The organism is Caballeronia sp. LZ024, assembly GCF_031451455.1.
Classification (GTDB): Bacteria; Pseudomonadota; Gammaproteobacteria; order Burkholderiales; family Burkholderiaceae; genus Caballeronia; species Caballeronia telluris.
The window spans coordinates 1,447,812-1,470,205 of sequence record NZ_JARUXL010000001.1; the positions used below are offsets into that span (position 1 = coordinate 1,447,812).

The window sequence follows — 22,394 nt, forward strand, 5'->3', positions numbered from 1 at the left end:
CATGAACTTCCTGACCGAAATCGTTGCCTTCGTCGTTGCGATAGGCGTGCTCGTCGTCGTCCACGAATTCGGCCATTACAGCGTCGCGCGGCTGTGCGGCGTCAAGGTGCTGCGTTTTTCGGTCGGCTTCGGCAAGCCGCTCGTGCGCTGGGTCAGCCAGAAGACGGGCGTCGAGTGGACGATCGCGGCGCTGCCGCTCGGCGGCTACGTGAAGATGCTCGACGAGCGCGAAGCCGACAGCGATATTGCGCCAGAGGATCTGCCGCGCGCATTCAACCGGCAGAGCGTCTTGAAGCGCATCGCGATCGTCGCGGCGGGGCCCATCGCCAACTTCATCCTCGCGATCGCGCTGTTTTCGGCCGTATTCGCGGGCGGCGTGACCGAACCGGCTGCCATCGTCTCGGCGCCGGCGGCCGAAACGGCCGCCGCGCAGGCCGGCTTCGAAGGCGGCGAAACCGTCGTCTCGATGCGCGATGCGCAGGCCGGCGGCGATGCGCATCCGATTCGCTCGTGGTCGGACCTGCGCTGGAAGCTGCTCGATGCATCGTTCGATCACCGCAGCGTGGTGCTCACCGCGAAGACGCCCGACGGCACGTTCGACTTCCCCGTCGATGTCGCGGGCATCGGCGACCCGGACGCCGATCAGGACTTTATGGACAAGCTCGGCTTCGCGCCGGGCGGCGGCACGCTCTCGGTGGCGGGTCTGGAAGCGGGCAGCGCTGCGCAAAAGAGCGGCCTGCACGCGGGCGACACGCTGCGCGCGATCGACGGCAGGAAGGTCGAGAACGCCACGGGTTTCATCGATTACGTGCGCGGCCACGCGGGCAAGCCGGTCACGCTCACGCTTGAACGCGACGGCCGTCTCATGACCGTGACGGTCGTGCCGGATGCAAAGCGCGACGATGAAACCGGCCGCGACGTGGGGCGCATCGGCGCGGCGCTCGCGAACCAGTTGCCGAGCGTCGACGTGCGTTACGGGCCGCTCGAAAGCCTGCGCCTCGGCGTGAACCGCACCTGGGACATCAGCGTGTATTCGCTGCGCATGTTCGGGCGGATGATCGTCGGCGAGGCGTCGCTCAAGAACCTTTCGGGACCGGTGACCATCGCCGACTACGCGGGCAAGAGCGCGCGGCTCGGGTTGTCTGCGTTCGTGTCGTTTCTGGCGCTCGTCAGCATCAGTCTCGGCGTGTTGAACTTGTTACCGATTCCGGTATTGGACGGTGGTCATCTGTTATATTATTTGGTTGAAGCCATTACCGGCAAGGCGGTATCCGATCGCTGGCAGCTGGTTCTGCAACGGGCGGGCCTCGTGTGCATCGTCGCTTTGTCGATGATCGCACTGTTCAACGACCTGGCTCGCCTTATCCGTTTTTGATCCATTTTCACAAGGTCTGGCGGCGTCTCATGAGGGACCGCCGGAACTGATGCAGCTATAACACTGGGGAAGCACGTTGTTCAAACCTCATCGCTTTGTTCCTAAGACGGCTGTGGCCGCGGCACTGGCCGCAACCGGCATGGCGGCACACGCGACCACGCCTTTTGTCGTGCAGGATATCCGGATCGACGGTCTCCAGCGCATCGAACCGGGTTCAGTCTTCGCCTACCTGCCGATCAAGCAAGGCGACACGTTTACCGATGACAAGGCGTCCGAAGCGATTCGCGCGCTTTATGCAACGGGCTTCTTCAACGACGTGCAGATTGCCACTCAAGGCAACATCGTCGTGGTGCAGGTGCAGGAACGTCCGGCCATCTCGCAAATCGATTTCGCCGGCCTCCATGAGTTCGACAAGGACAACCTGACGAAGGCATTGCGTTCGGTCGGATTGTCGCAGGGCCGATCTTACGACAAGGCGCTCGTCGATCGCGCGGAACAGGAGCTCAAACGCCAGTATCTGACGCGCGGCTACTACGCCGCCGAAGTCACGACGACGGTGACGCCGGTCGACCGCAATCGCGTGTCGATCCTGTTCTCGGTGGCCGAAGGTCCGAGCGCGAAGATCCGCCAGATCAACTTCATCGGCAACAAGGCCGTGAGCACGAGCACGCTGCGCGACGAGATGCAGCTTTCCACGCCGAACTGGTTCTCGTGGTACACGAAGAACGATCTGTACGCGAAGGAAAAGCTCACGGGCGACCTCGAGAACGTCCGCTCGTATTACCTGAATCGCGGCTACCTCGAATTCAGCATCGACTCGACGCAGGTTTCGATCTCGCCCGACAAGTCGGATATGTACCTGACCATCGCGCTGCACGAAGGCGAGCCGTACAAGGTCAACAGCATCAAGCTCGCGGGCAATCTGCTCGACCGCGAGGCGGAACTCACCAAGCTCATCAAGATCAAGCCGGGCGAGCGCTTCTCGGCGGAAAAACTGCAGGCGACCACGAAGGCGATCGTCGACAAGCTCGGCGAATACGGCTACGCGTTCGCGCAGGTCAACGCGCAACCGCAGATCGACCAGGCGAACCATACGGTCGACCTCACGCTGCAGATCGAGCCTAGCCGCCGCGTCTATGTGCGGCGCGTGAACATCGTGGGCAATACGCGCACGCGCGACGAAGTCGTGCGCCGCGAAATGCGCCAGCTCGAAAGCTCGTGGTTCGATTCGAGCCGCCTCGCGCTGTCCAAGGACCGCGTGAACCGCCTCGGCTACTTCACCGACGTCGACGTGACCACGATTCCCGTCGAAGGCACGAACGACCAGGTCGACGTGGACGTGAAGGTCGCGGAAAAGCCGACCGGCGCGATCACGCTGGGCGCGGGCTTCTCGTCGACGGACAAGGTGGTGCTTTCTGCTGGCGTGTCGCAGGACAACGTGTTCGGCTCCGGCACGAGCCTCGCGGTGAACGTGAACACCGCGAAGACGTACCGCACGCTGACGGTGACGCAGGTCGATCCGTACTTCACGATCGACGGCATCAAGCGCATCACCGACGCGTACTACCGCACGTACCAGCCGCTCTATTACTCGACCGATTCGAGCTTCAAGATCATCACGATGGGCGCCGACACGAAGTTCGGCATCCCGTTCTCCGAGCAGGACACCGTGTATTTCGGCGCCGGCATCGAGCAGAACACGATGGACGTGGACTCGAACACGCCGACCGCGTACAAGAATTACGTGAACGAATTCGGCCGGGTGGTGAACAACATCCCGCTGACGGTCGGCTGGTCGCGCGACAATCGCGACAGCGCGCTCGTGCCGAGCCGCGGCTACTACCTGCAGACGAACGCCGAATACGGCACGCCGCTCGGCAATACGACCTACGGCAAGTTCGACGCGCAGTTCCAGTATTACTACTCGTTCGCGCGCGGCTTCGTGCTCGGCTTCAACCTGCAGGGCGGTTACGGCAAGGGCCTGCAAGGACAGACGTACCCGATCTTCAAGAACTACTACGCGGGCGGTATCGGTTCGGTGCGTGGCTATGAGCCGAGCTCGCTCGGTCCGCGCGACCCGTCGACGGGCGACCCGATCGGTGGCTCGCGCATGGCAGTCGGCAATATCGAACTGACGTTCCCGCTGCCGGGCACGGGTTATGACCGCACGCTGCGTGTCTTCACCTTCCTCGATGCCGGTAACGTCTGGGGCGACCCGGGACAGGGCGGTTCGGGAGGCGGCTCGAACGGCCTGCGCTACGGTTACGGTGTCGGTCTCGCATGGATCTCGCCGATCGGCCCGCTCAAGCTGAGCCTGGGTTTCCCGCTGCAGAAGCACGAAGGCGACCAGTATCAGAAGTTCCAGTTCCAGATCGGCACGGCGTTCTGACGCAATGCGTGACTCGTTTCTGCCCTTTAGTGACGTGAGGAAGACTTTGCGAACCGGTAAGCTATCGAAACATTTGGGATCGGTCCTTGTGCTGTCGATGATCCTCGGCTTCTCGGGCGTTGGCGCGTACGCGCAGGACACCGGTGCCGCACGGATCGCGGCCGTCAATTCCGACCGCATCCTGCGCGAGTCGGCGGCGGCGAAAGCGGCACAATCGAAGCTCGAGCAGGAGTTTTCGAAGCGCGACAAGGCGCTGCAGGAAATGGCGCAACGCCTGAAAACGATGTCGGACGGCGTGGACAAGAACGGTCCGTCGATGTCGCCCACGGATCGCGCGGCGCGTCAGCGTGACCTTTCGCAACTCGACGCGGACTTCCAGCGCAAGCAGCGCGAATTCCGCGAAGACCTGAACCAGCGCCGCAACGAAGAACTCGCGGCGGTGCTGGATCGCGCGAACAAGATCATCAAGCAGATCGCCGAGCAGCAGCACTACGACCTCATCGTGCAGGAAGCGGTGTACGTGAGCCCGCGTATCGATATCACCGATCAGGTGCTGAAGGCACTTGCCGCCAGCAGCGCGAACTGATCAGGAGCCGCAGACGGATGGCATCAGGTACGACATCGGCAATGACGATCACGCTCGCTGAACTGGCCCGGCGCTTCGGCGGCGAGATCGTCGGCGACGCGCAACACCGCGTCGGCAGCCTCGCCCCGCTCGACAAGGCCGACGCTGGGCAGCTCGCGTTTCTCGCGAATCAGAAATATCTGCCGCAAGTCGAGACGACGCGGGCGGGCGCGGTGCTGATTTCGGCTGCGGATCTCGAAAAAGTAGCGGCCCGCGAAGGCCTCAACTTCATCGTCACGCCGAATCCTTACGCGTATTTCGCACGCGTCGCGCAGGCGTTCATCGACCTCGCGACGCCGGCCGTCAAGCCGGGCGTGCACGAGAGCGCGTCGATCGACCCGGGCGCGAAAGTCGCGGCCAGCGCCGTCATCGGCGCGCACGTGACGGTGGAAGCGGGCGCGGTGATCGGCGAGCGCGTAAAACTCGACGCGGGCGTCGTGATCGGCCGGGGCGTGAAGCTCGGCGACGACGTTCATCTCTATCCGAACGTAACGGTCTATCATGGCTGTAAGCTTGGCGCGCGCGTGATCGTGCATGCGGGCGCGGTGATCGGCGCGGACGGCTTCGGTTTCGCGCCGGATTTCGTAGGCGAAGGCGAGGCGCGCACCGGCAGCTGGGTAAAAATCCCGCAGGTCGGCGCGGTCGATATCGCGGACGACGTCGAAATCGGCGCGAACACCACTATCGATCGCGGCGCGATGGCGGATACCGTCATCGAGGAATGCGTGAAGATCGACAATCTCGTGCAGATCGGTCACAACTGCCGGATCGGCGCTTACACAGTCATTGCCGGCTGCGCGGGCATCGCGGGCAGCACGAACATCGGGCGGCACTGCATGATCGGCGGCGCGGTGGGCATCGCGGGCCACGTGACGCTGGCGGACTACGTGATCGTCACGGCGCAGTCGGGCGTGTCGAAGTCGCTGACGAAGTCGGGCATGTACACGAGCGCGTTCCCGGCCGTGAATCACGCCGACTGGAACAAGAGCGCGGCCATCATGCGCAACCTCGACAAACTGCGCGACCGCATCAAGGCGCTCGAAGCGGCGCTGGACGAGCGCAAGAGCGAGTAGCACGCAGCTTCGACCCAAGCGGTCGTTCGAGCCGCACGAACAAGATTCAAGCAGCGACAACAGCAGAGACGACAGCATCCCAGGCGGGCCGCGCGCGGTCCGCAGTCAACATCCGCGTTTAAAAGACGCGCGAGCAGAACGATCATGAGCACAGAAAAAATCAATCTCGACATCCACAAGATTCTTACGTTGCTGCCGCATCGGTATCCGATCCTGCTCGTCGATCGCGTGCTCGAACTTGAGCCGCACAAGAGCATCAAAGCGCTGAAGAACGTGTCAATCAACGAGCCGTATTTTCAGGGTCACTTCCCGACGCGTCCGGTGATGCCGGGCGTGCTGATTCTCGAAGCGCTGGCGCAGACGGCCGCGCTCCTGACGTTCGCGGAAGAGCCGCACGATCCGGAAACGACGCTCTACTACTTCGTCGGCATCGACGGCGCGCGCTTCAAGCGCGTGGTGGAGCCGGGCGATCAGCTGATCCTGAACGTCACGTTCGAGCGGTACATGCGCGGCATCTGGAAATTCAAGGCGCGCGCCGAAGTCGACGGCGCAGTCGCCGCGGAAGCCGAACTCATGTGCACCGTGAAGAACACCGACGCGTGATCGCGGCACGGCCCGACTCGCATCGGAACACACGCAACGCAACGAACAGAACACTAGGCGAGGGCGCATGAGCAAGATTCACCCTACCGCGATCGTCGAGCCGGGCGCAGAGCTCGATGAATCCGTCGAGATCGGGCCGTATGCGATCGTCGGCGCGCACGTCGTGATCGGCGCGCGCACGACCGTCGGCTCGCACAGCGTGATCGAAGGCCACACGACGATCGGCGAAGACAATCGCATCGGCCATTACGCGTCGGTCGGCGGCCGTCCGCAGGACATGAAGTACAAGGACGAACCGACCCGGCTCGAAATCGGCAACCGCAACACCATCCGCGAATTCACGACGATCCACACGGGCACCGTGCAGGACCAGGGCCTGACCTCGATCGGCGACGACTGCTGGATCATGGCGTACGTGCACGTCGGCCACGATTGCCGGCTCGGCAGCAACGTGATCATGTCGAGCAACGCGCAGCTCGCGGGCCATGTGACCGTGGGCGATCACGCGATCGTCGGCGGCATGTCGGGCGTGCACCAGTTCGTGCGCATCGGCGCGCATTCGATGCTGGGCGGCGCATCGGCGCTCGTGCAGGACGTGCCCCCGTTCGTGATCGCGGCGGGCAACAAGGCCGAGCCGCACGGCATCAACGTCGAAGGCTTGCGCCGGCGCGGATTTTCCGCCGAAGCGATTTCGGCGTTGCGCTCGGCGTACCGCGTCGTCTACAAGAGCGGCCTGTCGCTCGAAGAGGCGAAAGTGCAGTTGAGCGAACTCGCGAAGGCCGGCGGCGACGGCGATGCGCCCGTCAAGGCGTTCTACGACTTCATCGCGGCGTCGCAACGCGGCATCATCCGCTGAACGCCGCTTCGATGACGCTGTTACCCAATCCCTTGCGTGTCGCGATGGTCGCGGGCGAGCCGTCCGGCGACCTGCTGGCGGCGTCGCTGCTCGGCGGGCTCAAGGAGCGGCTGCCGGCCGCGACGCACTATAGTGGCATCGGCGGCCCGCGCATGACGGCCGTCGGCTTCGATGCCCACTGGCCGATGGACAAGCTGACCGTGCGCGGCTACGTCGAGGCGCTCAGGCACATCCCCGAGATTCTCGGCATCCGCAACGAACTGAAGCGGCAGTTGCTGGCCGAGCCGCCGTCGGTGTTCATCGGCGTGGACGCGCCCGACTTCAATTTCGGGCTCGAACACGCGCTGCGCGACGCGGGCATTCCGACCGTGCATTTCGTCTGTCCGTCGATCTGGGCGTGGCGCGGCGGGCGCATCAAGAAAATCGTGAAGGCCGTCGATCACATGCTGTGCGTGTTTCCGTTCGAAACCGCGCTGCTGGAAAAGGCGGGCGTGGCGGCGACTTACGTTGGACATCCGCTCGCCGACGAAATCCCCATCGAACCGGACACGCTCGGCGCGCGCCGCGAACTCGGGATCGCCGAGGGCGGTCCGGTGATCGCCGTGCTGCCGGGTAGCCGCCGCTCGGAAATTTCGCTGATCGGCCCGACGTTCTTCGACGCGATGGAGCTGATGCAGTTGCGCGAGCCCGGCGTGCGCTTTCTGATGCCGGCGGCGAATCCTGCACTGCGCGAGTTGCTGCAACCGCTGGTGGAAGCGCATCCGCATCTGAATCTCACGATCACCGACGGCCGCGCGCAGACCGCGATGACCGCCGCCGACGCAATCCTCGTCAAAAGCGGCACGGTCACGCTGGAAGCGGCGCTCCTGAAGAAGCCAATGGTCATCTCGTACAAGGTGCCCTGGCTCACGGGCCAGATCATGAAGCGCCAGGGTTATTTGCCGTATGTCGGCCTGCCGAACATCCTGGCGGGGCGTTTCGTCGTGCCGGAAATCCTGCAACATTTCGCGACGCCCGAAGCGCTCGCCGACGCCACGCTGAAACAGTTGAACGACGACGCGAACCGCCGTACCCTGACGGAAATTTTCACGGAAATGCACCACGCGCTGCGCCAGAACACGGCGCAGAAGGCGGCGGAAGCCGTTGCGACGATGCTCGAATCCCGGAGGCCGCGATAATGGCGGGCGCAGCGAAAAAGCCGGCGAAGGCGGCATCGAAGCAGCGCGGCCTCAATTTCGACTCGCCGCTCGACGTCATTTGCGGCGTCGACGAAGCGGGGCGCGGGCCGCTCGCCGGACCGGTCGTCGCGGCGGCGGTGATTTTCGATCCGGCCAAGCCGAAGATTCGCGGTCTCGACGACTCCAAAGTGCTCACCGCGAAAAAGCGCGAGGAACTGTACGACAAGATCGTCGATCGCGCGCTCGCTTACTGCGTCGCCTCGGCGAGCGTCGAGGAAATCGACACGATCAACATCCTCCACGCCACCATGCTCGCGATGAAGCGCGCGGTGGAAGGGCTGTCGGTGGCGCCGACGCTCGTGAAGATCGACGGCAACCGCTGCCCGGTTCTCGCGATCCGCTCGGAAGCCGTGATCGGCGGCGATGCGCTCGTCGCGCAAATCTCGGCGGCGTCGATTCTCGCTAAGGTCACGCGCGACCGCATGCTGCTGCAATTGCACGAGATGCATCCCCACTACGGTTTCGACGCGCATGCCGGTTACGGCACGCCGCAGCACCTCGCCGCTTTGCGCGATCACGGGCCGTGCGAGCATCATCGACGGTCGTTCGCGCCGGTGCGCGAGGCGCATGCCCGCTTCGGCATCGTGTTGCCGGACGTTGCGCCGGAGGTGATCGCCGCCGCCGCCACGCTCGATCAGGACTCGGACGCCCGCGCCTTCTGACTTCTCCAACGTGAAATCCATCACCTCGCGGGAAAATCCGCTCTATAAGCGCCTGAAGGCGCTCGCCGGTTCCACGGCGCAGCAGCGCCGAAGCGGCCACGCGCTGCTCGAAGGGCTGCACCTCGCGTCCGCCTATCTCGACGCCGCCGGGCAGCCGGAGACGTGCATCGTCACCGAAGGCGCGTTGCAGCACGAGGAAGCGCGCGCGATCGTCGCGCGTATCGAGGAAAAGCGCGTGCACACGCTGCCCGATGCGCTCTTCGGGCAGCTATCGAGCGTCGTGCATGGCGTCGGCATGCTGCTTCTGGTCGAAAAGATCGACGCGCCGCTGCCGGCGCGGGTCGCGACGACCTGCGTCGTGCTCGACGGCGTGCAGGACGCGGGAAATGTCGGCTCGATCCTGCGAAGCGCGGCGGCGGCGGGCGTGCAGAACGTGTTTTGCGCGCCGGGCACGGCTTACGCGTGGTCGTCGAAAGTGCTGCGCTCGGCGATGGGCGCGCATTTCCTGCTGAATATTTTCGAGGACGTGGAGCCCGCCGGCCTGATCGCGCGGCTCGACGTGCCGGTGACGATCACTGATTCGCACGGCGCACAGGCCATCTACCACAGCGATCTATCGGGCGAACTCGCGTGGGTGTTCGGCAACGAGGGCGCGGGCGTGTCGCAGGCATGGCGCGATGCCGTGACGCATCGCGTGACGATTCCGCAGCCGGGCGGCATGGAGTCGCTCAACGTGGCGGCCGCGGCCGCCGTGTGTCTTTTCGAGCAATGCCGCCAGCAGCGCGGCGCGTGAGCCTCAGTAATACGACGGCCGCTCCAGTTTGATTTCCTGAAGGATGGTCGTCGCGATTTCCTCGATGGACTTGTGCGTCGAGGACAGCCACTTGACCCCCTCGCGCTTCATCATCATTTCCGCTTCGTTGATCTCGTAGCGGCAGTTCGCAAGCGCAGCGTACTTGCTGCCCGGCCGCCGCTCATTGCGGATTTCCGAAAGCCGCTGCGGATCGATCGACAGCCCGAACATCTTGTCGCGATGTTCCAGAAGCGGCGTCGGCAGCTTGCCGCGCTCGAAATCTTCGGGGATCAGCGGGTAATTAGCGGCTTTTACGCCGTACTGCATCGCGAGATAGAGACTCGTCGGTGTCTTGCCGCTGCGTGAGACGCCCACCAGGATCACGTCGGCCTCGGTCAGATTGCGGTTGCTCTGGCCGTCGTCGTGGGCGAGCGAGAAGTTGATCGCCTCGATCCGGTTCTTGTATTCCTCGGTATCCGCGTTCTGATGCACGCGCCCCATGGCGTGCGTCGACTTGATTTCCAGTTCGTGTTCGAGCGGCTCGATGAAGGTCTGGAACATGTCGAGCACGAGCGCATTCGAGGCCTTCACGATCCGGTTCGATTCGCTGTCGACGAGCGTAGTGAAGACGATCGGGCGGCGCCCGTCGAGCGACACGGCCTCGTTGATCTTCTCGACGGTCGCAAACGCCTTGTCGCTTGAATCGACGAACGGCAAGCGCACGAGCCGGAATTTCTGGTCGAACTGGGAGAGGATCGAGTGCGCGAAGGTTTCGGCAGTGATCCCGGTACCGTCGGAGACGATGAATACGGATGGCGGCATCGGTGAAGAGGGAACGAGAGTGGGCGACCGCGCTCAAATCGATACGCATTTCATTGAGCGGACTAAAAGCCTACTGAACAGGGGCGATGTGTGCCGGCGCACCGTGAACGGCGATTAAGCTGCGCATTTGTCGGCCCGGCAGAACATTTCAAGAGCCAGCACGGTAGAATAGCGGCAACCTGTTCGATAAGCAATTGCGAACAATTTGATATCGAATTTCGTCGTTTCCGCCCGATTCGCGCGATTTTCCTGCAGATCGGCGTCGTTTCGAGCAAATAATGATCGACTCGACGCATGTCCGAACCGCGTTTTTTGGCCGCTCCGGACTATTTTGCGATAGCTCATCAAACAGGTTGTGCAAGGTACGGCACGCGCTTTCAACGGGCGCGGCCGCACGAGAGCCCGCTTGCATGATCGAGAATTTCATCCACCTCAGGGGCTTGTATGACTAACGCAGTCAATGTTGCGAAAGATGTCGCAAAGGATCAGGCGTATGTAGTTCCATTCGAGCAGTTGCGAATGACCGATGTCGAAATCGTCGGCGGCAAGAACGCGTCGCTCGGCGAGATGATCAGCCAGCTGGCGAGCGCCGGCGTGCGCGTGCCGACGGGCTTCGCCACGACGGCATTGGCGTTTCGCGATTTTCTCAATCACAACAATCTGACCGAGCGCATCGCGAAGCGCCTTGAAACGCTCGACGTCGACGACGTGAAGGCGCTGGCCGAAGCCGGCAAGGAAATTCGCCAGTGGATCGTCGATGCGCCGATGCAGCCGCGCCTCGAAGCCGACATCCGCGCGGGCTTCGACACGCTGCAAAACAGCTCGCCTGAAGAGCTGTCGTTTGCCGTGCGTTCGTCGGCTACCGCCGAAGACTTGCCGGATGCGTCGTTCGCGGGTCAACAGGAGAGCTATCTGAACGTGGTCGGCGTCGAGGACGTGCTCGACCGCATGAAGCACGTGTTCGCGTCGCTCTACAACGACCGCGCCATCTCCTATCGCGTCCACAAGGGCTTTACGCACGCTGAAGTCGCGTTGTCGGCGGGCGTGCAGCGCATGGTCCGCTCGGACGTGGGCGCCGCGGGCGTCATGTTCACCATCGATACCGAATCGGGTTTCAAGGACGCCGTGTTCATCACGTCGAGCTACGGCCTCGGCGAAACGGTCGTGCAGGGCGCGGTCAACCCGGACGAGTTCTACGTCTTCAAGACCACGCTCGCCGCGGGCAAATATCCGATCATCCGCCGCTCGATCGGCTCGAAGCTCATCAAGATGGAATTCACGAAGGCGGGCGAAGAAGGCCGCGTGAAGACCGTCGACGTGGCGCACGAGCAGCGCAACCGCTTCTCCATCACCGACGACGACGTGATCGAACTCGCGAAGTACGCGGTGATCATCGAGAAGCACTATCAGCGTCCGATGGACATCGAGTGGGGCAAGGATGGCCGCGACGGCAAGATCTTCATCCTGCAGGCGCGTCCGGAAACCGTGAAGAGCCAGGCGGCCGGCAAGGCCGAGATGCGCTTCAAGCTGAAAGGCCAGTCGAACGTGCTCGCCACCGGCCGCGCGATCGGCCAGAAGATCGGCGCGGGCCCGGTGCGCGTGATCCACGATCCGTCGGAAATGGAACGCGTGCAGCCGGGCGACGTGCTCGTCGCCGACATGACCGACCCGAACTGGGAACCGGTGATGAAGCGCGCCTCGGCCATCGTGACGAACCGCGGCGGGCGCACCTGTCACGCGGCGATCATCGCACGCGAACTGGGCGTGCCGGCGGTCGTCGGCTGCGGCGACGCCACCGACGTGCTGAAGGAAGGCGCCCTCGTGACGGTCTCGTGCGCGGAAGGCGACGAAGGCAAGATCTACGACGGCCTGCTCGAAACCGAGGTCACCGAAGTCCAGCGCGGCGATCTGCCCGAGATTCCGGTCAAGATCATGATGAACGTCGGCAATCCGCAGCTCGCGTTCGACTTCTCGCAATTGCCGAACGCAGGCGTCGGCCTCGCGCGGCTCGAGTTCATCATCAACAACAACATCGGCGTGCACCCGAAGGCGATTCTGGAGTACCCGAACATCGACGCGGACCTGAAGAAGGCGGTCGAGAGCGTCGCGCGCGGTCACGCATCGCCGCGTGCGTTCTATGTCGACAAGCTGACCGAAGGCATCGCCACGATCGCGGCGGCGTTCTATCCGAAGCCCGTGATTGTGCGTCTGTCGGACTTCAAGTCGAACGAGTACAAGAAGCTGATCGGCGGTTCGCGCTACGAGCCGGACGAAGAAAACCCGATGCTCGGCTTCCGCGGCGCGTCGCGTTACATCGCCGACGACTTCGCCGAAGCGTTCCACATGGAATGCATCGCGCTCAAGAAGGTGCGCGAGGAAATGGGCCTCGATAACGTCGAGATCATGGTGCCGTTCGTGCGCACGCTGAAGCAGGCGGAACGCGTGGTCGGGCTGCTCGAGAAGTTCGGCCTGAAGCGCGGCGTGAACGGCCTCAAGCTCGTCATGATGTGCGAAGTGCCGTCGAACGCGATTCTCGCCGAAGAGTTCCTGCAGTTCTTCGACGGCTTCTCGATCGGTTCGAACGACCTCACGCAGTTGACGCTCGGCCTCGACCGCGACTCGGGCATGGAACTGCTCGCCGTCGACTTCGACGAACGCGATCCGGCCGTGCAGTTCATGCTGAAGCGCGCCATCGAAACGTGCCTGCGCCTCGACAAGTACGTCGGCATCTGCGGCCAGGGTCCTTCGGATCACCCGGACCTCGCCGAATGGCTCGCGAAGGAAGGCATCAAGTCGATGTCGCTGAATCCGGACACGATCATCGATACGTGGCAGACGCTCGCGAAGGCGTTGAACAAGTAAGCAGGCATCACATGGCGGCCTCGCGATAGCTTTTTCGAGATGGCTGCCGTGCTATAAACACCCCGGATATTCCGGGGTGTTTTCGTTTGGAGACTGGCATGGCCTCAAGCGGACTTTTCTGGTGGATCGTAGCCGGCGCGCTCGTGGTGATGGAGCTGTTCACCGGCACGTTCTATCTGCTGATGATCGCGCTCGGTTTCATCGCGGGCGGGCTCGCGCACTGGTTCGGCGCGACGCTCGACGTGGAACTCGCGGCCGCAGCGGGCGTGGCGCTGGTCGCCGTCGTGGTATTGCGCCGCTCGCGCTTTGGCAACTGGAAGAAGCGTGACGCTTCGCGCGACGTCAACGTGAACCTCGACATTGGCGAGACGCTGCAGGTGAACGAATGGCACGAAGGCCATGCGCGCGCGATGTATCGCGGCGCGCAATGGGATATCGAACTCGCGCCGGGGGAAACCGAGGGCGCGGGCTGGTACCGGATCACGGCGATGCAGGGCAACCGGCTGGTCGTCGCGGCGAAGCGTGGATAACAAGGAGCATGAAATGGATGTGACCATAGTCGGGGCAATCCTGCTGGTGATCGTCGTAGTGATCGCCGCGCAGACCATCAAGATCGTGCCGCAGCAGCACGCGTGGGTGCTCGAGCGCCTCGGCCGCTATCACGCGACGCTCACGCCCGGTCTCACGATCGTGCTGCCGTTCATCGACCGCGTGGCCTACAAGCATGTGCTCAAGGAGATTCCACTCGAAGTGCCGAGCCAGGTCTGCATCACGCGCGACAACACGCAGTTGCAGGTGGACGGCGTGCTGTATTTCCAGGTGACCGACGCGATGAAGGCGTCCTACGGCTCCAGCAACTTCGTGTACGCGATCACGCAGCTTTCGCAGACGACCTTGCGCTCCGTGATCGGCAAGCTCGAACTCGACAAGACCTTCGAGGAACGCGACTACATCAACCATTCGATCGTCACCGCGCTCGACGAAGCGGCGTCGAACTGGGGCGTGAAGGTGCTGCGCTACGAGATCAAGGACCTGACGCCGCCGAAGGAAATCCTCCACGCGATGCAGGCGCAGATTACCGCCGAGCGTGAAAAGCGCGCGGTGATCGCGGCGTCGGAAGGGCGCAAGCAGGAGCAGATCAACCTCGCGTGGGGCGCGCGCGAGGCCGCGATCCACAAGTCCGAAGGCGAACGGCAGGCGGCGATCAACCAGGCACAGGGCGAAGCGTCGGCGATTCTGGCCGTCGCCGAGGCGAACGCGCAGGCGATCGAAAAAGTCGGCGCGGCCATTCAGACGGGCGGCGGCATCGACGCGGTGAACCTGAAGATCGCGGAACAGTATGTCGGCGCGTTCGGCAACCTCGCGAAGCAGGGCAACACGCTGATCGTGCCCGGCAATCTCGCGGACATGAGTTCGATGATCGCCTCCGCGTTGTCGATCGTGAAGGGCGACGGCGGCAGCGGCGTGATTCGCAAGAGCTAAAACAAAGGGCGTCGACCGCTGCGGTCGACGCCCTTTTTTCATCCACGACGCGACTGGATCAGCGCGTCGATGTGCGCATAATGCGCGCCTTTTCGCGTTCCCAGTCGCGCTTCTTCTCGGTTTCGCGCTTGTCGTGCATCTTCTTGCCCTTTGCGAGACCGATCTCGCATTTCACGCGCCCACCTTTGTAATGAAGATTGAGCGGCACGAGCGTGTGGCCGCGCTGCTCGACTTTGCCGATCAGCTTCGAAATCTCTTCCTTGTGCAGAAGCAGCTTGCGCGTGCGCACAGGGTCGGGGTGAATGTGGGTGGAGGCTTCCGGCAGCGGGCTGATGTGCGCGCCGATCAGATACAGCTCGCCGTCACGGATGATGACGTAGCCTTCCTTGATCTGCGTGCGGCCGGCGCGGATGGCCTTGACTTCCCACCCTTCAAGCACGAGCCCGGCTTCGTAGCGATCTTCGATGAAGTAATCGAAGAAGGCTTTTCTGTTGTCGATGATGCTCATGAATGGAAAGTGCCCAACTCGTTTAAAATCCTGATTTTAGCAGCGCGGCGCCGGACGGGGCCGAACCTTGCCTGTAACGTCTGACGATGCAGGCCGCGATGCTTCCCACTCTTGCCACTGTGTTGCGCCCTTTATGGCAGATGTCCAGAAAACCGTATTGATCCGCCACTCGGCGGAACAGATGTTCGACCTCGTCACCGACGTTGCCGACTACCCCAATTTCCTGCCGTGGTGCGGCGGCGTCGAGATTCTCCGCCAGGACGAAACCGGCATGGAAGCGAAGATCGACATCAACTTCAAGGGAATCAAGCAGCACTTCGGGACGCGCAACACGCAGAAGCGGCCGACCAGCATCGATATGGAGTTCATGAGCGGCCCTTTCAAGAAGTTCACGGGCTTTTGGCGCTTCACGCCGTTGCGCGCCGATGCGTGCAAGATCGAATTCGCGCTGCATTACGAGTTTTCGAACGTGATTCTGGAAAAGATCATCGGGCCGGTGTTCAGCCACATCGCGAATACGTTCGTCGATTCGTTCGTCAAACGCGCCGATCAGAAGTACGGCAAGGCATGAACATGCGCATCGATGTCTGCTATGGCCTGGCCGGAGCGCAAAGCTTCCTCGCGACGCTGGATCTGCCCGAAGGCGCCACCGTGCAACAGGCCATCGACGCGAGCGGCGTGCTTTCGCGCCATCCCGAAGTCGATCTGACGACGCAGAAGGTCGGTGTGTTCGGCAAGCTCGCGCCGCTCGATGCCGTGCTCGCCGATTTCGATCGTGTCGAGATTTACCGGCCGCTCAAGGTCGATCCGAAGATGGCGCGTCAGCGGCGCGTCGAGAAGACGCGCAAGGCAGGGTCGATCGAAGGGCGGAAGTGGCAGTCGAAGGACTCGCGGTAGGGCGCCTTGGCGTCCCGCTGCCCGTAAGAAGGCCGTTCCGGCTTGCACCGGAACGGCATTTTTTCGTGGACGCCAAGCGTCAGCGCTTAAGTTTCGCGAACGCCGCCGCCATTGCACCGGCCGGCTCCGATTCGCGACGATTATTGCCGCGTACGTCGCGCGCGCTGCCGCCACCGCCGCCGCCGCGCCGGTCCTGCGCGCCGCGCTGCGAACCCGTTCCCGCGCCCGCCGCGGCGTTGGCCGGAGCGAAATCGTCGTCGAGTCGCATCGTGAGCGCAATGCGCTGGCGTTTCACATCGGTTTCGAGGACCTTGACCGTCACCACCTGACCCGCCTTCACGACTTCGTGCGGATCCTTGATGAACTTCGTCGACATCGCCGAGACGTGCACGAGCCCGTCCTGATGCACGCCGATATCGACGAACGCCCCGAACGCCGCCACGTTCGTCACGACGCCTTCCAGCACCATGCCCGGCGTGAGGTCGGAGATTTTCTCGACGCCTTCGCGGAACGTCGCCGTCTTGAACTCGGGACGCGGGTCGCGGCCCGGCTTCTCCAGCTCAGAAAGGATGTCGCGCACCGTCGGCAGCCCGAAGCGGTCGTCGACGAATTCCGCCGGCGAGAGGCCCGAGAGCGACTCGCGCTTGCCGAGCACATCGGCGACATGTTTGTTGATCTTCGCGAGAATGCGCTCGACGACCGGATACGCCTCCGGATGCACCGACGAGCGGTCCAGCGGATTCACGCCGTTGTTGATGCGCAGAAAGCCGGCGGCCTGCTCGAAGGTTTTGTCACCGAGACGCGGCACCTTCTTCAGATGCTCGCGCGACGGGAACGGCCCGTTGGCATCGCGGAATTCGACGATATTGCGCGCGAGCGTCGCGTTCAGCCCCGACACGCGAGCGAGCAGAGCGACCGACGCCGTATTCGCATCGACGCCGACCGCGTTCACGCAATCCTCGACGACCGCATCGAGCGAGCGCGCGAGTTCGCGCTGATTCACGTCATGCTGATACTGGCCGACGCCGATCGCTTTCGGCTCGATCTTGACGAGTTCGGCGAGCGGGTCCTGCAGGCGCCGCGCGATCGACACGGCGCCGCGCAGCGACACGTCCAGTTCCGGGAACTCCTTCGCGGCGAGTTCGGACGCCGAATACACCGACGCGCCCGCTTCCGACACGACGATCTTCTGCAACTTCAGTTCCGGATGCTTCGCGATGAGTTCGCTCGCGAGCTTGTCGGTTTCGCGCGAAGCCGTGCCGTTGCCGATGCTGATCAGTTCGGCCTGCGTCTGCGCCGCGATGCGTGCGAGCTTCGCGAGTGAGCCGTCCCAGTCGCGGCGCGGCTCGTGCGGGTAGATGGTGTCGGTGGCGAGCAGCTTGCCCGTGCGATCGACGACCGCGACCTTCACGCCGGTGCGCAGTCCCGGATCGAGGCCGATGACAGCTTTCGGACCGGCGGGCGCGGCGAGCAGCAGATCCTTCAGATTCCTCGCGAACACGCGGATCGCTTCGGCTTCCGCTTCCTCGCGCAATTGCGTCAGCAAGTCGTTTTCGATGCTCGGCTGCACCTTCACGCGCCAGCACCAGCGGCAGACGTCGGAAAGCCATTTGTCGGCCGGGCGCCCCTGGTTCGCGATGCCGCAATGCTGCGCGATCATGGCTTCGCCGGGATGCGGCACCTGCGCGTCGAGTTCTTCGCCGAGGCCGAGCTTCACCATCAGCACGCCGGCATTGCGTCCGCGAAAGAGCGCGAGCGCGCGGTGCGACGGCACGGTGCGGATCGTCTCGCTGTACTCGTAGTAGTCGCGGAATTTCTCGCCTTCGTCGCCCTGTTTGCCGTCGACCACCGTCGACATCACGCGGCCCTGGTTGAACAGGTAATCGCGCAGCTTGCCGAGAATCTCGGCCGTTTCGCCGAACTGCTCGGAAAGGATGTCGCGTGCGCCGTCGAGCGCGGCCTTTACGTCGGCGACGCCTTTCTCCGCGTCGACGAACTTCGCGGCTTCTGCTTGCGGATCGAGCTTCGGATCGGCGAGGAGCGCGTCCGCGAGCGGCTGCAAACCGGCTTCGCGGGCGATCTGCGCGCGGGTGCGGCGCTTCGGCTTGTACGGCAGATACAGGTCTTCGAGAACCTGCTTGCTGTCCGCGCCTTCGATCGCGGCGCGCAGTTCGTCGGTGAGCTTGTCTTGCTCGTCGATGCTGTGGATGATCGACGCGCGGCGGTCTTCGAGCTCGCGCAGATACAGGAGCCGTTCTTCGAGATTGCGCAGTTGCGTATCGTCGAGATTACCGGTCACTTCCTTGCGATACCGGGCGATGAACGGGACGGTCGAGCCTTCATCGAGGAGTTGCACGGCTGCGGCGACCTGGCGCGGCTGGACGCTCAACTCCGTGGCGATGCGCTGTACGATCTTGACTGCTACGGTTTCCGTCATGGGTTTCTGCACTGCCTGCTGGCTCATCAAGGGCGTCGGTGCGCGCGTAGCGGACTCGCGCGAGGCGCGCGGGAGCTTTGGGGCACGAGCACGCCGGCCGGGTTGGTGAAGCGGGGCATTTTGCCATAAATGCCGGGGCGTCCCGGCGCGCGGTGATAGAATTTCGGGATCGTTCAAGCCGCTTGCCCATCACGTTGCCGACCTCCCGCCTGATCCACGTCCCGCCGAGCGTATCGTCCGCGAGCGCATCGAAAACTGCCGTCGCATCGTCCTTTGCCCTGCCGTGGCGGGCCGTCTCGCCGGCTGTACGGCGAGCCGCCGCGCTGGGGTCGTCGCTTGCCGTGCTGGTCGTGACCGCAGCGATGCCGGCGCACAACGCGCTCGCGCAGACCTCGAAACCGAAGCCGATCGATCCGACTACGTCGGTGAGCGTGAGATCGCTCGACGAATCGGCGGAGGCGGACAATGCGTCGGTGCCGAGCGCGGATTCCGGCTTCGACGGCCGCCAGAAGGCGCTGAACAAGCGCACCGAAGCGAACGACTATCGGTATGGCGTCGCGCAGCACGACTGTTACAGCACGTTCTTCGTGAATCACTGCCTCGACAAGGCGCGCGACCAGATGCGCGTGGAGCAGCGCAGCATCCGCACGGAGCAACTCGCGCTCGACGACGAACAGCGCGTGCAGCATGCGAAGGAGCGCGACCAGCAGGCGGCGATCAAGCGCGCGCAATTCGATGCCGACGCACCGCAGCGCGCGGCGAACGAGAAGGCGAACGAGACGTCGTTTGCCGAGAAGCAGCGCCAGAACGAACTGGCAGCGGCGCAACGCAACGCCGAGGCGCCGCAGCGCGCCGCGAACGAGGCCGCGTATCAGCGCAAGCAGGCGGACTACCAGAAGCAGCTCGACGAAGCACGCGCACGCGGCGCGCAGGACGCACGCGATCGCGAGGCAAAGGCGGACCGCTATGCCGAAAAGCAGCGGCAAGCGGAGCTGCACAAGACGGAAGTCGAGGCGCGCCAGAAAGAAGCGGCGGCCAAGCAGCAGCAGAAGGCGCTCGAGGCCCAGCAGGAGCAGCAGCGTCAGCAACAACTGAAACAGCAGCAACAGCAGCAGCAACAGAACAAGTAGCACCGTCGGGCCGGACAGCAACCTCGGGCGATGCCGCGTCTCGATGCATGTCGACGTGGATAGCGCCGTGATGTGAGGAGGCGAGCATGCAACAGCGTTTGACCAACACGCCAGGCGTGACCGTGGATGCAGCCATGATCCGCGATCGCATCGCGCAATTGCAGACCGAGCATCACGATCTCGATACGCTGATCGGCAAGATGGCGACCGTGCCCGGCATCAACGACCTGGAGCTAAGGCGCCTGAAAAAGCGCAAGCTCAAGGTGAAAGACACCATCATCCTGCTGCAATTGCAGCAGGAACCGGACGCGCACTGACGCCGCGCATCGACCGTGCATCGCGCGCGCTCCGGCATTCGCAGGAACCGCTTGCCTTGAACTCACCCGCATCCCCGTCGCATACGACCGCGACCCCGAACGCGACCCCGGACGACGCCATCGCGCCGCTCGTCCTCGCGGACAAGCGCCGCGCCGAACTCGATTCCATCTTTTCTGCCGCTGGCGTGCTCGCAAGCGCCATCGACGGCTATCGTCCGCGCGCGTCGCAGATCGACATGGCGCGCGCCGTGGCGGCCGCGATGGAAGCGTCGGGCCGCGCGATGCCCGAGCCCGCCATGTTCGAGGCGCAGCGGCGCCCCGCGCGCAAGCTCGGACCGTCGGATGCGCCGAAGTCGAGCGTCGACGAGCAGCCGGACGAAGTGGGTATCGCGACCGCGAAGGCGGCGATCGACGGCGGCGAAAACACGCTGATCGTCGAGGCGGGCACGGGCACCGGCAAGACCTACGCGTATCTCGTGCCGGCGATGCTGTGGGGCGGCAAGGTCGTCGTCTCGACGGGCACGAAGCACTTGCAGGACCAGCTGTTCCAGCGCGACATCCCGACCGTGCGCGACGCGCTCGCGGTGCCGGTATCGGTCGCGATGCTCAAGGGCCGCGCGAACTACCTGTGTCACTACTACCTGCAGCGCACCGCGGACAACGGCCGCCTGCCGACGCGCCAGGACACCTCGCATCTGCAGGACATCATCCGTTTCGCGAAGATCACGCGTACCGGCGACAAGGCGGAGCTGGCGAGCGTCTCCGAGAATTCGCCGGTCTGGACGATGGTCACGTCCACCCGCGACAACTGCCTCGGCCAGGAGTGCCCGCATTACAAGGAATGCTTCGTCATGCAGGCGCGCCGCGAGGCGCAGCAGGCGGACATCGTCGTGGTGAATCATCACTTGTTCTTCGCCGACGTCATGCTGCGCGACACCGGCATGGCCGAACTGCTGCCGACCGCGAACACCATCATCTTCGACGAAGCGCATCAACTGCCCGAGACCGCGACGCTCTTCTTCGGCGTGACCGTCTCGACGACGCAATTCCTGGAACTCGCGCGCGATACGGTCGCGGAAGGCCTGAGCCACGCGCGCGACGCCGCCGACTGGACCAAGTTCGGCGCGGCGCTCGAACGCGCGGCGCGCGACGTGCGGCTCGCGTTTCGCGAGGATTCGGTGCGCATGTCGCTCGGCCAGCTCGCCGACGATCATCCGCTCTTCGAAGCGCTCGACACGCTCGAAACGCACCTCGACGCGCTCACCGCCGCGCTCTCGGCGCACGCGGAGCGGGCGGAGTCGCTTCAGGCGCTCGTGCGCCGCGCGCGCGAGTTGCAGACGCTGCTCGCCGGCTGGACGGCGCCGCCGACGTCGACGGAACGCGCGGTCGTCGAGAACGAAGAAGCGGCGAAGGAAGCCGCGAAGGCCGATCCGAACGAGATGGTGCGCTGGATCGAGGTGTTTTCGCACACGGTGCAGTTGCACGAGACGCCGCTGTCGGTCGCGCCGATCTTCGCGAAGCAGCGCGCGGGCGTGCCGCGCGCGTGGATTTTCACGTCGGCGACGCTTTCGGTGCGCGGCGACTTCACGCACTACGCCGCGCAGATGGGCCTGAACGCGCGCCGTTCGATGACCCTGCCGAGCCCCTTCGACTATCCGACGCAAGGGCTGCTTTACGTGCCGCGCAACCTGCCGCAGCCGTCGTCGCCGCAATTCACCGATGCGGTGTTCGAAGCCGCGCTGCCGGCGATCGAGGCCGCGGGCGGCGGCGTGTTCGTGCTGTGCACGACGCTGCGCGCAGTGGACCGCATCGCGAACCGTCTGCGCGATACGATCGAGCGGCGCGGCTGGGAGACGCCGCTCTTGGTGCAGGGCGACGCGAGCCGCACCGAACTGCTCGATCGCTTTCGCGCATACGGCAACGCTATCCTCGTCGGGAGCCAGAGCTTCTGGGAGGGCGTCGACGTGCGCGGCGACGCCTTGTCGCTCGTCGTCATCGACAAGCTGCCGTTCGCGCCGCCGGACGATCCGGTGCTGTCGGCGCGGCTCGAAGCGCTGACGAAAAAGGGCCTGAGTCCGTTCGCGGTGCATCAGCTGCCGCAGGCGGTGATCACGCTCAAGCAGGGCGCGGGCCGGCTGATTCGAGCGGAGACCGATCGCGGCGTGCTGATGATCTGCGACACGCGTCTCGTCGACAAACCTTACGGGCGACGCATCTGGCAAAGCCTGCCGCCGTTCAAGCGCACGCGCGAAATCGACGTCGTGCGCGAGTTTTTCGCGAATCCCGCAGGCGACGCGCTCGCGGAAGAATAAAAAAACCCGGCTT

General features: G+C 64.1%; 20 protein-coding genes. 17 read left to right on the plus strand and 3 right to left on the minus strand.

Features of this window, described 5'->3' with window-relative positions:
• Window position 1 precedes the first annotated feature (1 nt).
• From rseP to QCE48_RS06680, 9 genes are all read left to right on the plus strand, one after another.
• Complete coding sequence (gene rseP, locus QCE48_RS06640) at window positions 2-1,375, plus strand: RIP metalloprotease RseP (protein ID WP_309785600.1); 1,374 nt, start codon at window positions 2-4, stop codon at window positions 1,373-1,375.
• A gap of 76 nt (window positions 1,376-1,451) precedes the next feature.
• Entirely contained in the window at window positions 1,452-3,764 is a 2,313-nt protein-coding gene (gene bamA, locus QCE48_RS06645; RefSeq protein ID WP_309785599.1) for an outer membrane protein assembly factor BamA, read from the plus strand.
• Between the two features lie 46 nt (window positions 3,765-3,810).
• Complete coding sequence (locus QCE48_RS06650) at window positions 3,811-4,350, plus strand: OmpH family outer membrane protein (RefSeq protein ID WP_404982675.1); 540 nt, start codon at window positions 3,811-3,813, stop codon at window positions 4,348-4,350.
• Between the two features lie 41 nt (window positions 4,351-4,391).
• Window positions 4,392-5,462 carry a UDP-3-O-(3-hydroxymyristoyl)glucosamine N-acyltransferase gene (gene lpxD / locus QCE48_RS06655; RefSeq protein WP_309788252.1) on the plus strand — a complete coding sequence of 357 codons (1,071 nt, stop codon included), beginning with the start codon at window positions 4,392-4,394 and terminating at the stop codon, window positions 5,460-5,462.
• Between the two features lie 144 nt (window positions 5,463-5,606).
• Window positions 5,607-6,065 carry a 3-hydroxyacyl-ACP dehydratase FabZ gene (gene fabZ / locus QCE48_RS06660; protein WP_087630438.1) on the plus strand — a complete coding sequence of 153 codons (459 nt, stop codon included), beginning with the start codon at window positions 5,607-5,609 and terminating at the stop codon, window positions 6,063-6,065.
• Between the two features lie 67 nt (window positions 6,066-6,132).
• Complete coding sequence (lpxA, locus tag QCE48_RS06665; RefSeq protein ID WP_309785598.1) at window positions 6,133-6,921, plus strand: acyl-ACP--UDP-N-acetylglucosamine O-acyltransferase; 789 nt, start codon at window positions 6,133-6,135, stop codon at window positions 6,919-6,921.
• Between the two features lie 11 nt (window positions 6,922-6,932).
• Entirely contained in the window at window positions 6,933-8,099 is a 1,167-nt protein-coding gene (gene lpxB, locus QCE48_RS06670) for a lipid-A-disaccharide synthase (RefSeq protein WP_309785597.1), read from the plus strand.
• Entirely contained in the window at window positions 8,099-8,821 is a 723-nt protein-coding gene (rnhB, locus tag QCE48_RS06675; RefSeq protein WP_309785596.1) for a ribonuclease HII, read from the plus strand. Before lpxB ends, rnhB begins: the two co-directional genes overlap by 1 nt.
• A 10-nt stretch (window positions 8,822-8,831) precedes the next feature.
• Window positions 8,832-9,614: an RNA methyltransferase gene (locus tag QCE48_RS06680; RefSeq protein ID WP_309785595.1), complete on the plus strand. Its 783-nt coding sequence runs from the start codon at window positions 8,832-8,834 to the stop codon at window positions 9,612-9,614.
• 3 nt (window positions 9,615-9,617) lie between these two features.
• Here QCE48_RS06680 and QCE48_RS06685 read toward each other — a convergent pair whose 3' ends face one another.
• The gene (locus QCE48_RS06685; protein WP_309785594.1) at window positions 9,618-10,436 is read right to left on the minus strand and encodes a pyruvate, water dikinase regulatory protein; all 819 of its coding nucleotides are present in this window, start codon (window positions 10,434-10,436) and stop codon (window positions 9,618-9,620) included.
• Window positions 10,437-10,880: 444 nt separating this feature from the next.
• On the opposite strand from QCE48_RS06685, the gene ppsA reads away from it, so the two are divergent.
• The 3 genes from ppsA (at window position 10,881) to QCE48_RS06700 (ending at window position 14,780) form a co-directional block, all read left to right on the plus strand.
• A complete protein-coding gene (gene ppsA / locus QCE48_RS06690; RefSeq protein WP_309785593.1) occupies window positions 10,881-13,298 on the plus strand; it encodes a phosphoenolpyruvate synthase in 2,418 nt (805 codons plus the stop codon).
• A 98-nt stretch (window positions 13,299-13,396) separates the two neighbouring features.
• Window positions 13,397-13,828 (plus strand): NfeD family protein, encoded by a 432-nt coding sequence (locus QCE48_RS06695; RefSeq protein WP_309785592.1) that lies wholly within the window; start codon window positions 13,397-13,399, stop codon window positions 13,826-13,828.
• A 13-nt stretch (window positions 13,829-13,841) separates the two neighbouring features.
• Complete coding sequence (locus tag QCE48_RS06700; RefSeq protein WP_309785591.1) at window positions 13,842-14,780, plus strand: SPFH domain-containing protein; 939 nt, start codon at window positions 13,842-13,844, stop codon at window positions 14,778-14,780.
• A gap of 58 nt (window positions 14,781-14,838) precedes the next feature.
• Here the strand turns inward: QCE48_RS06700 and smpB are convergent, their stop codons facing one another.
• Window positions 14,839-15,288, minus strand: coding sequence for an SsrA-binding protein SmpB (smpB, locus tag QCE48_RS06705; RefSeq protein ID WP_062639572.1), 450 nt, complete (start codon window positions 15,286-15,288; stop codon window positions 14,839-14,841).
• Window positions 15,289-15,421: 133 nt separating this feature from the next.
• On the opposite strand from smpB, the gene QCE48_RS06710 reads away from it, so the two are divergent.
• Window positions 15,422-15,859 (plus strand): type II toxin-antitoxin system RatA family toxin, encoded by a 438-nt coding sequence (locus QCE48_RS06710; RefSeq protein ID WP_116561710.1) that lies wholly within the window; start codon window positions 15,422-15,424, stop codon window positions 15,857-15,859.
• Complete coding sequence (locus QCE48_RS06715; RefSeq protein ID WP_309785588.1) at window positions 15,856-16,185, plus strand: RnfH family protein; 330 nt, start codon at window positions 15,856-15,858, stop codon at window positions 16,183-16,185. Before QCE48_RS06710 ends, QCE48_RS06715 begins: the two co-directional genes overlap by 4 nt.
• 79 nt (window positions 16,186-16,264) lie before the next feature.
• Here QCE48_RS06715 and QCE48_RS06720 read toward each other — a convergent pair whose 3' ends face one another.
• A complete protein-coding gene (locus QCE48_RS06720) occupies window positions 16,265-18,622 on the minus strand; it encodes a Tex family protein (protein ID WP_309788251.1) in 2,358 nt (785 codons plus the stop codon).
• Window positions 18,623-18,804: 182 nt separating this feature from the next.
• On the opposite strand from QCE48_RS06720, the gene QCE48_RS06725 reads away from it, so the two are divergent.
• From QCE48_RS06725 to QCE48_RS06735, 3 genes are all read left to right on the plus strand, one after another.
• Entirely contained in the window at window positions 18,805-19,752 is a 948-nt protein-coding gene (locus QCE48_RS06725) for a colicin transporter (protein WP_309785587.1), read from the plus strand.
• Window positions 19,753-19,838: 86 nt separating this feature from the next.
• Window positions 19,839-20,069 (plus strand): DUF465 domain-containing protein, encoded by a 231-nt coding sequence (locus tag QCE48_RS06730; RefSeq protein WP_309785586.1) that lies wholly within the window; start codon window positions 19,839-19,841, stop codon window positions 20,067-20,069.
• A gap of 56 nt (window positions 20,070-20,125) precedes the next feature.
• Window positions 20,126-22,381: an ATP-dependent DNA helicase gene (locus QCE48_RS06735; protein ID WP_404982669.1), complete on the plus strand. Its 2,256-nt coding sequence runs from the start codon at window positions 20,126-20,128 to the stop codon at window positions 22,379-22,381.
• Window positions 22,382-22,394: the final 13 nt, after the last annotated feature.